At 36.9% G+C, this 1586-nt stretch carries 1 protein-coding gene and 1 pseudogene; both read left to right on the top strand.

Going from position 1 to position 1586, the window contains the following annotated elements:
* A pseudogene (locus UQ64_RS32430) lies at positions 1-135 on the top strand (IS110 family RNA-guided transposase); the annotation flags it as partial.
* A gap of 496 nt (positions 136-631) precedes the next feature.
* Positions 632-1387: a VCBS repeat-containing protein gene (locus tag UQ64_RS26300; protein ID WP_209445887.1), complete on the top strand. Its 756-nt coding sequence runs from the start codon at positions 632-634 to the stop codon at positions 1385-1387.
* The last annotated feature ends 199 nt before the right edge of the window (positions 1388-1586 follow it).

The following is a 1586-nucleotide window of genomic DNA, read 5'->3' as shown; positions in this document are numbered from 1 at the left end:
AATGTAGACGTAAAAAAGCTCAAGAAAATGAAATCTATTATGAAATTATGTGGTAAAGTGGCCCGAATGCTTGTTGGCCTGGCCAAAAGTAACGAAGCTTACAGTTCAGTTAGAGTATTTCCGCAGGCCGCTTAAGCGAGTTGTTTTTACCAGTTGATGCATTCGCAGGATGGATAAGTAGCACGGAGTATCGGGAGGCATTAAACAAAAGGGCTCGGACCCGTTCCGTTAGAAAAACCGACCTCCACCCCTTAGTTAGATGTGACGAAGGAATGAAAGGGCATAGACCCGTTGAGACATGGGAGTGAAAATCGCTAGGGGCGACATGGAGACGTGCAGGATATGGAACAAATTGGGTGATATACTCTCACCTTATTCTTGCATGCCCTTACAGTTGTTCCAATCCACCGCCTCCTCTGTTTCCTTCTTATCTCACACTTAGCTATAGGTGAAATCCTGCGAATTCATGAGCCTGAGTGAGAAAAATAAATCATATTGAGGGAGTTTAATAAACTACGCTGCTCAATAATGAATTTTCATTTCCTACATGGGCATCTACACAATCATATAGTCATTAACCTACATATTTGTAGGCATAGGGTATTCGACTTATGATAAGGGGATGTTTAATTTGTACAAACAAATTCAAAAGCATTCGTATGGTAACTATACTCATTTAAGAAAAATATCTTTGCTTGATATGAAACAAGGCGATGTAAATGGGGACGGAATAATTGATAACGTGTATTTATATGGAAATAAATCCAATGGAATCTTTGCAGATAATATTACGCTTATTATTCAAGATGGACATTCTAATCAAAGTACAACGGTAAATCTTCAAAACAATGCGGGATATAGTGCTAGGCTATTCCTTGGGGATTTTTCTAAGGATAATGTACAGGACATTTTAGTAAGTATTGATTCTGGAGGAAGCGGCGGATATGGTATTTTTTATATTTATTCCTTCAAGAATAACATTCTACATGAAATGTTTGATGTTGAAAAATATAATAAAGAGTATAAGTTCAATGTAAATTATGAAGATTTTTACAAAGTGAGCGTAGGAAGTCCTCATCTTGACGTGTTGTTTACAATAGACATTAGTAATAAAGGCTATGACTACTTATCACAATATTACAACGAAAATGGTAAACTTAAGCAACCAATCAAAGGTGAGGTTCTTGCTTTAGGTGCATTATATCCCATAGTTACAAACGAAAAAAGTATGGGTTATGATTTACTTGCTATTCAACGTATTATTGGTACTTCTAACTCCGATACATTAGGGTATGTCGAAAACCTAATGACTTGGAATGGCACTCAATTTACATCCTTACGATTGTCTGTAGCTATACTTGGTACGAGGTTAATCAGCCTTTACTGATCATTTCTGTAATGGTATTCAGAGAGGCATTAGCCGCTCACATTCGTCCAATCCATCAAATTCATTCCTATGTATCAATAGATTTTTTCCTTAAACTAAACTGCCCGTTAGAATTCCTGTAGAATGAATAATTTGGCCTTTGTACAAAAAAGAGCACCTCTGTAACATGGGAGTTGGAACGGGTCTACAGCCCTTTTAA

The sequence above is a fragment of the Paenibacillus etheri genome, from assembly GCF_001012825.1.
GTDB classification, from domain to species: Bacteria; Bacillota; Bacilli; order Paenibacillales; family Paenibacillaceae; genus Paenibacillus_AQ; species Paenibacillus_AQ etheri.
This window is presented reverse-complemented; position numbering and strand designations above follow the sequence as displayed.